At 67.6% G+C, this 6,439-nt stretch carries 6 protein-coding genes; 4 read left to right on the forward strand and 2 right to left on the reverse strand.

What is annotated here, in order from left to right; all coding sequences use genetic code 11:
• Positions 1-28 precede the first annotated feature (28 nt).
• The 3 genes from L0U85_RS13970 to L0U85_RS13980 all read left to right on the forward strand — a co-directional run bounded on the left by L0U85_RS13970 (position 29) and on the right by L0U85_RS13980 (position 3,954).
• Positions 29-2,344, forward strand: a complete 2,316-nt coding sequence (locus tag L0U85_RS13970; protein ID WP_241378374.1) for a TRAP transporter permease — start codon at positions 29-31, stop codon at positions 2,342-2,344.
• A gap of 132 nt (positions 2,345-2,476) precedes the next feature.
• A complete protein-coding gene (locus L0U85_RS13975) occupies positions 2,477-3,445 on the forward strand; it encodes an ATP-binding protein (RefSeq protein WP_241378375.1) in 969 nt (322 codons plus the stop codon).
• A gap of 98 nt (positions 3,446-3,543) precedes the next feature.
• On the forward strand, positions 3,544-3,954 hold the full coding sequence (locus L0U85_RS13980; protein WP_241378376.1) for an SCO5389 family protein: 411 nt from the start codon (positions 3,544-3,546) through the stop codon (positions 3,952-3,954).
• Positions 3,955-4,058: 104 nt separating this feature from the next.
• On the opposite strand, the gene L0U85_RS13985 is transcribed toward L0U85_RS13980, so the two are convergent.
• Positions 4,059-4,766: a TetR family transcriptional regulator gene (locus L0U85_RS13985; RefSeq protein WP_241378377.1), complete on the reverse strand. Its 708-nt coding sequence runs from the start codon at positions 4,764-4,766 to the stop codon at positions 4,059-4,061.
• Positions 4,767-4,776: 10 nt separating this feature from the next.
• Positions 4,777-5,190, reverse strand: a complete 414-nt coding sequence (locus L0U85_RS13990; RefSeq protein WP_241378378.1) for a hypothetical protein — start codon at positions 5,188-5,190, stop codon at positions 4,777-4,779.
• Positions 5,191-5,336: 146 nt separating this feature from the next.
• Here L0U85_RS13990 and hisF point away from each other — a divergent pair, with 146 nt between their 5' ends.
• Positions 5,337-6,119: an imidazole glycerol phosphate synthase subunit HisF gene (gene hisF / locus L0U85_RS13995; RefSeq protein WP_241378379.1), complete on the forward strand. Its 783-nt coding sequence runs from the start codon at positions 5,337-5,339 to the stop codon at positions 6,117-6,119.
• Positions 6,120-6,439: the final 320 nt, after the last annotated feature.

Genomic DNA, 6,439 nt, shown 5'->3' on the forward strand with positions numbered 1-6,439 from the left:
CTGACTTCCCGAAAGGCACGAGAACCCGATGAGCGCCGAACCTTCCCGCTCCGACACGGCGGTGGCGTACGACGCCGACCAGGCCGCCGCCGACATCAAGGCCATGACCGAGGCCGAACCGATCACCACCCTCGTCGGCCCCGTGCGCACCGAGCAGCTCCACCCGGCCTGGAAGTGGGTCGTCGGGGCGATCGCGTTGTCCATGTCGATCTTCCACCTCTACACCGCCTGGCAGGGCATCCTCCCCACACCCCGGCAGCCGGTCGTCCACCTGATGTTCGGCCTGTCGCTGATCTTCCTGACCTACAACACCAAGCGCCACCTCGAGAAGGAGAAGCGCAACGGCCTGATCTGGACCGGCGTTGGCGTGGCGCTCCTCGGCTACCTCTACGCCGTCGGCGTCACCGACCCGGCGATCATCCTTCCGTCCGTGCTCATCCTTGTGCTGCTCCAGATCACCCGCTACATCAAGCTCACCGTCGGCGGCATGCCGCTGCCCGACCTCGCCCTGGCGGGCCTGGGCGTGTGGGCGAACTGGTGGGTCATCGCCAACGCCGGCGAGTTCTCCCGCTACGTCGGCGGCGACTTCCCCGCGGTCGGCATCGCCGCGGCCACCATCGGCACCCTCCTCGTCCTGGTGGCCGCAACCCGCGCGGTCGGCATGGCGCTCACCGTCGTGTGCGTCGTGATGATCTCCTACATGCTCTACGGCTCCTACATGCCGGGCTTCCTGAACTTCGGCGGCCTCGACCCCGACCGGATCCTCTCCGACGCCTTCCTCGGCACCAAGGGCATCTTCGGGATCCCGCTCGGGGTCTCCTCGACGTTCATCTTCCTGTTCATGATCTTCGCGGCCCTGCTCCAGCGCACCGGCATGGAGCGGTTCTTCACCAACCTCGCACTGGGCCTGGCCGGCGGACGCGTCGGCGGCACCGCCAAAGTCGGCGTCATCACCTCGGTCTTCTCAGGAACGATCACCGGCTCGTCGGTGGCGAACACCGTCTCCAACGGAGCGTTCACCATCCCGATGATGAAGCGCGCGGGATACAAGCGCGAGTTCGCCGGCGCCGTCGAGGCCGCCTCCTCGACCGGCGGTCAGATCATGCCGCCGGTCATGGGCGCCGCGGCGTTCATCATGCTGGAGACGATCGGCCGCGGGCTCACCTACGGCCAGATCATGATGGCCGCGCTCATCCCCGCGGCGCTGTTCTTCATCTCGCAGTACATCGTCGTCCACTTCGTCTCCAAACGCGACGGGATCCTGGGCCTGCCCAAAGACCAGCTTCCCAAGCTCGGCCCGCTCATGCTCCGCCGCGGCTACCTGCTCATCCCGCTGGTGGTGATCTTCGTGGTGCTGTCGGCCGGCATCACCCCGATGACCGCCGCGTTCTACGCGGTCCTGGCCACTGTCGGCCTCAACGTCCTCGTCCAGCTCGGCCACCTCGCCTTCAAAGGCGTCGACGGCTGGAAGCGCATGGAGGACAAGCTCACCCCGCGGACCCTGATCGGAGCCCTGATCGACGCCGCGAAGATGTCGCTGCCGATCGTCGCCGCCACGGCCGCGGCCGGCATCATCTCCGGGGCGATCAACAACACCGGCCTCGGCCTCAAGATCGCCGAAGGCCTCATCGACCTCGGCACCACGATCTCGCAGTTCCTGCCGTTCGAGAACTCCGAGCTGTACATGGTCATGTTCTTCACCATGATCGCCTGCCTCATCCTTGGCATCGGTATTCCGACCACCGCGAACTACGTGGTCATGTCGGTGGTCGCGGCACCGGCGATCGTGGGCCTGATCAACGGCACCTACACCGAGATGGGCCTGCCCGAGGCCACCGAGGGCCTCCCGGCCGACTACCGGTACATCCTCATCGCCCACATGTTCGTGCTGTACTTCGGCGTCCTGGCCGACATCACCCCACCGGTGTGCCTGGCGGCCTTCGCGGCCTCGGGAATCTCCGGCGGGAACCCGATCAAGACCGGCGTGCAGTCGGTGCGGCTGGCGATCTCGGGCTTCATCGTGCCCTACGCCTTCGTGCTCGCCCCCGAGCTGCTCATGCTCGGCGACGACTGGACGCGGATCGCGCTGGCCGGCTTCTCGGCTCTGCTGGGGGCGTTCATGCTGGGCGGCGCGGTGGCCGGGCAGCTCCAGTCCCGCCTGTACTGGTGGGAGCGGGTAGGCCTGTTCGTCGCGGCGCTGCTCATGCTGGACAGCGGCCTGCCGACGGACCTCGCCGGCCTGGTGCTCGGCGGCCTCGTCCTCTTCCTCCAGTACCGGCGGCGCGGTGGCGAACCGACCCCGTCGCCGGTCGGGACCACCGAACCGGCGGCGGAGTCCGAGTGACCCGAAACCCGTAGCGCGGCCCCGTCCGATCGATTCGGACGGGGCCGCTTTGTGTATGAGACGCAGTCACATTGCGCTTCTGCTAGCCTCCTTTTGGAACCAACAATCATTTTCAACAGGGGGACCTCCGCAATGAAACTCGCCTTCGTCGGTAAGGGCGGTTCGGGCAAGACCACTATGGCGTCGCTGTTCGCCCGGCGCGCCGCTTCCCTGGGCCACGCCGTGATGGCCGTCGACGCCGACATCAACCAGCACCTCGCCGCCGCGCTCGGGCTCGACCCCGAGGCCGCCGCGATGGGGCCGGTCCTCGGCGAGCGCCTCGGCGACATCAAGGAGTACCTGCGGGGCGACAACCCGCTGGTGCCGTCCGCCGACCTGATGCTCAAGACCACGCCGCCCGGGCCCGGCTCGCGGCTGCTCACGGTGAGCGAGTCGAACCCGGTCTACGACGAGATCTTCACCGAAGTCGACGGCATCCGCTTCGCCGCCACCGGCGGCTTCGTCGAGGACGACCTGGGCGTGTCCTGCTACCACTCGAAGGTCGGCGCGGTCGAGCTCATGCTCAACCACATGATCGACGCGGACGACGAGTTCGTCATCGTCGACATGGTTGCCGGCGCCGAGGCCTTCGCTTCGGGCATGTTCACCCGCTTCGACCACACCTTCCTGGTGTGCGAGCCGACCCTGCGCAGTGTCGGCGTCTACAAGCAGTACGTCGGTTACGCCGAGGACTACGACGTGAACATCGCCGTCATCGGCAACAAGATCGACGACGAGGACGACGTCGAGTTCCTGCGCGAGCACGTCGGCGACGCGCTCATCGGCTGGTGCACGCGCTCGCGCTACGTCAAGGCCGCCGAGCGCGGCTTGGTCGGGCCGATCGAGGAGCTGGAGGAGGCCAACCTCGCCGTCCTCGACGCCGCCCGCGAGCGGGCCGTCGGCGCCGGGAAGGACTGGGTCAAGTTCACCAGCCAGGCCCACGAGTTCCACCGCAAGGCGGCCGCTGCCTGGGGGAACGACCGCGCCGGGGTGGACCTGGCCGACCAGATCGTCGAGGACTTCGTCCTGGGGGAGCACCTGCTCCACACTCAGACTGTCTAGACGGATTGCATCTGAAACCTGGATGCGTCGATTTTCCGACAGCGGAGAGTCACATTTCCGTGCACAATGAACCGGATTCGAACCGAGAGGAGAATTGCATGTCCCTTGACGTCTCAGAGGACCTGCTCGCCAAAGCCGAGGCCGGTCAGGTCAGCGACGCTGACTTCATCGACTGCGTGAAGAACTCGCTCCCCTTCGCCTGGGAGTTGGTCAGCAAGGTCGTGGCGGACCTGAAGAACGGGGTGGCGGCGTCGACCGGCTCGACTCAGTTCGCCGACAACACCACGCCGCCGCCGGACGAGCAGGCGAGGGGCCAGCTGCTGCGGGCGCTGGCCTCGGACTCGATGCGCGGAGCGCTGGAGCGCCACTTCGGAGTGAAGCTGGCCTTCCAGAACTGCCACCGCGTTGCCGCGTTCCCCGCGTCCGAGGTCGACTCGGACACGTACCGCAAGTTCATCTCCCCGCGCGGACAGCTGCTCAACCAGTCGCCGGAACTGCGCGACTGTTAGGCCGCGTTCGACGGCTCCGCCCCGAGCCGTCGAACGCGACCAGGCCAGGTGAAAAGCGCCGGTGGGGCCGCGGTTGGCAATGTCCGCGGCCCCACCGGCCCTCGCTATCTCGGGCGCCTGGTGATCAGGAAGTCCCGAACCAGCTCCTCGCCCTGCTTCACCAGGGGCCGCAGCACCTTCAAGCGCGAGAGCGCCACCACCCGGGCCACCAGCGGCGCGGTCCTGCGGGCCAGTTCCCTGGACTTCTCCTGGCCCTCAGAGGTGTCGTAGATCCAGTACAGGACCACGACCATCTGGTGGAGCCACAGCATCTCGGGCAGGACGTCCGCCAAGTCCTTCGGAACGCGCGTCTTCGAGCCCTCCAGGACCTGCCGGTAGAGCCCGATGTCCCGTTCGCGGCTCTCGGCGGACTCCTCGGAGAACGGGCTCAGCGGGCTGTTCGGGTCGGCGGCGTTGCGGAAGAACTGCCCGGCGAAGTCGTGGTAGGGACCGGCGATCTCCAGCCAGGCCAGCAGCGCCGCCTCGATGCGCTCGGCGAGCGTCTCCTTGCCTTCCAGCGCCTTCGGCGCCGACTCGGCGTGCTGCACCGTGGCCTGCTTGTAGAAGCCCTGGATCAGGTGCTCCTTGGACTTGAAGTAGTAGTAGGCGTTCCCCACCGACACACCGGCCTCGGCGGCGATCGCCCGCATGGTGGTGCCGTCGTAGCCGCGCTCGGCGAACATCTCCAGCGCGACGTCGATGATCCGCTGACGCGTCCGCTCGCCCTTCGACGAAGGGCGAGCGGCGGAACCGTCCGAGGTCGATGTGGTCACGCAGGCGATCTTACTGGGTTCGGGCCCCGTGGGCCTGGGGCCGCTGGGGAGGTTCCAGAGTGGCCAAGGTCCTGGCGTCGACGTGGGCGTGTTTGCGGAAGGCGTTGAGCACCACCACGTTGATGACGTGAAGGACGCCGAGCACCAGCAGCACCGCGCCGATCTTGACCGCGACGGTCTCGAAGACGCCGCGGGCGTCGGTCACCTCGGTGCCGACCCGCAGCCACAGCGCCACGAATCCGAAGTTCAGCAGGTAGAAGGCGACCTGGAGGAGCTTGTTGACCGCGTGGGCGAGTTGCTCGTCCCCGGCGAAGACGTCCTTGATGAAGTGGACGCCGTTGGCGCCCAAAGTGCGGGCGACCCAGACCGTGAGCGGGACAGCGACGAGGAGATAGGCGATGTAGGCGATGACTGCCATGTCCATGACAGCGCTCCGTTCTGTTCGGGGGATATTAGTTGAACGTGTTCAACTTTTCATGGACGACGCTACGCCGATTTCTTGAACATGTTCAGTTATAGGCCGGAAATATGGCGGACGACACTCACGGATCCGCCTTGTAGGCTTGCGCCGTGACTGTTGCGGTGCGTGTGATTCCCTGCCTCGACGTCGACGCCGGGCGCGTCGTCAAGGGCGTGAACTTCGAGAACCTGCGCGATGCGGGCGACCCCGTCGAGCTCGCCGCCGCCTACGACGCGGCCGGAGCCGACGAACTCACCTTCCTCGACGTCTCGGCCTCCTCCGACGGGCGCGCCACCATGTACGAAGTGGTCGCCCGCACCGCCGAGCAGGTCTTCATCCCGCTCACCGTCGGCGGCGGCGTCCGCACCCCCGAGGACGTCGACCGCCTCCTGCGCGCCGGCGCCGACAAGGTCGGCGTCAACACCGCCGCCATAGCCCGGCCCGAGGTCATCTCCGAGATCGCCGACCGGTTCGGCAACCAGGTCCTCGTTCTCTCCGCCGACGTCGCCACCACCGGGAACACCGACTCCGGCTGGGAGGTCACCACCCACGGCGGCCAGAAGCGCCCCACCGGACTCGACGCCGTCGAGTGGTGCGCCCGCGCCGCCGAGCTCGGGGCCGGCGAGATCCTGCTCAACTCCATCGACGCCGACGGCACCAAAGCCGGCTTCGACCTGAAGCTCATCGCCGCCGTCCGGGCCGCCGTCGACATCCCCGTCATCGCCTCCGGCGGCGCAGGCAAGGCCGCCGACTTCCCGCCTGCCGTCGACGCGGGCGCCGACGCCGTCCTCGCCGCCTCGATCTTCCACTTCGGCGACGTCTCCATCGGCGAGGTCAAGAAGGGTCTCGCGGACGCCGGCCACCCGGTCCGCTTAGCCGGCAGGTTCTTCTGAGGCAGAGTTCCGGGGCTTCGCCTTCGGCTTCAGTTCGTCGGTTGTGTCGCGGGATCGAAGTCTGCACGGGTGCACGTGGGGAGCCTGGGGAGCCCGGAAATGGCCCTTGGGGCGCTGGCGGGGTCGATCGTGTGCGTGGTTGTTGTGCGCCAAGGGCGGCAGCGACGGAGTGGTGGACGGCTTTCCGGGGTGCGTTGCGGGGGTCGGGTGCGTGCCGGTCGGGGTGGCCTTGGCGGGTGAGTTCTGCTCGTGTTGTGTTGTGCGGCAGGCGGTCCGGGTCCCGAACATGAGGGGTTTCTCCCCCTGTCGGGTGATGATTT

This window comes from Glycomyces sp. L485 (assembly GCF_022548875.1).
GTDB lineage: Bacteria > Actinomycetota > Actinomycetes > Mycobacteriales > Micromonosporaceae > Glycomyces.

Coding starts and splice junctions, on each gene's coding strand:
- L0U85_RS13980 (WP_241378376.1), top strand. CDS start 3,544: ATGTCCCTTGACGTCTCAGAGGACCTGCTCGCCAAAGCCGAGGCCGGT.
- L0U85_RS13970 (WP_241378374.1), top strand. CDS start 29: ATGAGCGCCGAACCTTCCCGCTCCGACACGGCGGTGGCGTACGACGCC.
- L0U85_RS13975 (WP_241378375.1), top strand. CDS start 2,477: ATGAAACTCGCCTTCGTCGGTAAGGGCGGTTCGGGCAAGACCACTATG.
- L0U85_RS13990 (WP_241378378.1), bottom strand. CDS start 5,190: ATGGACATGGCAGTCATCGCCTACATCGCCTATCTCCTCGTCGCTGTC.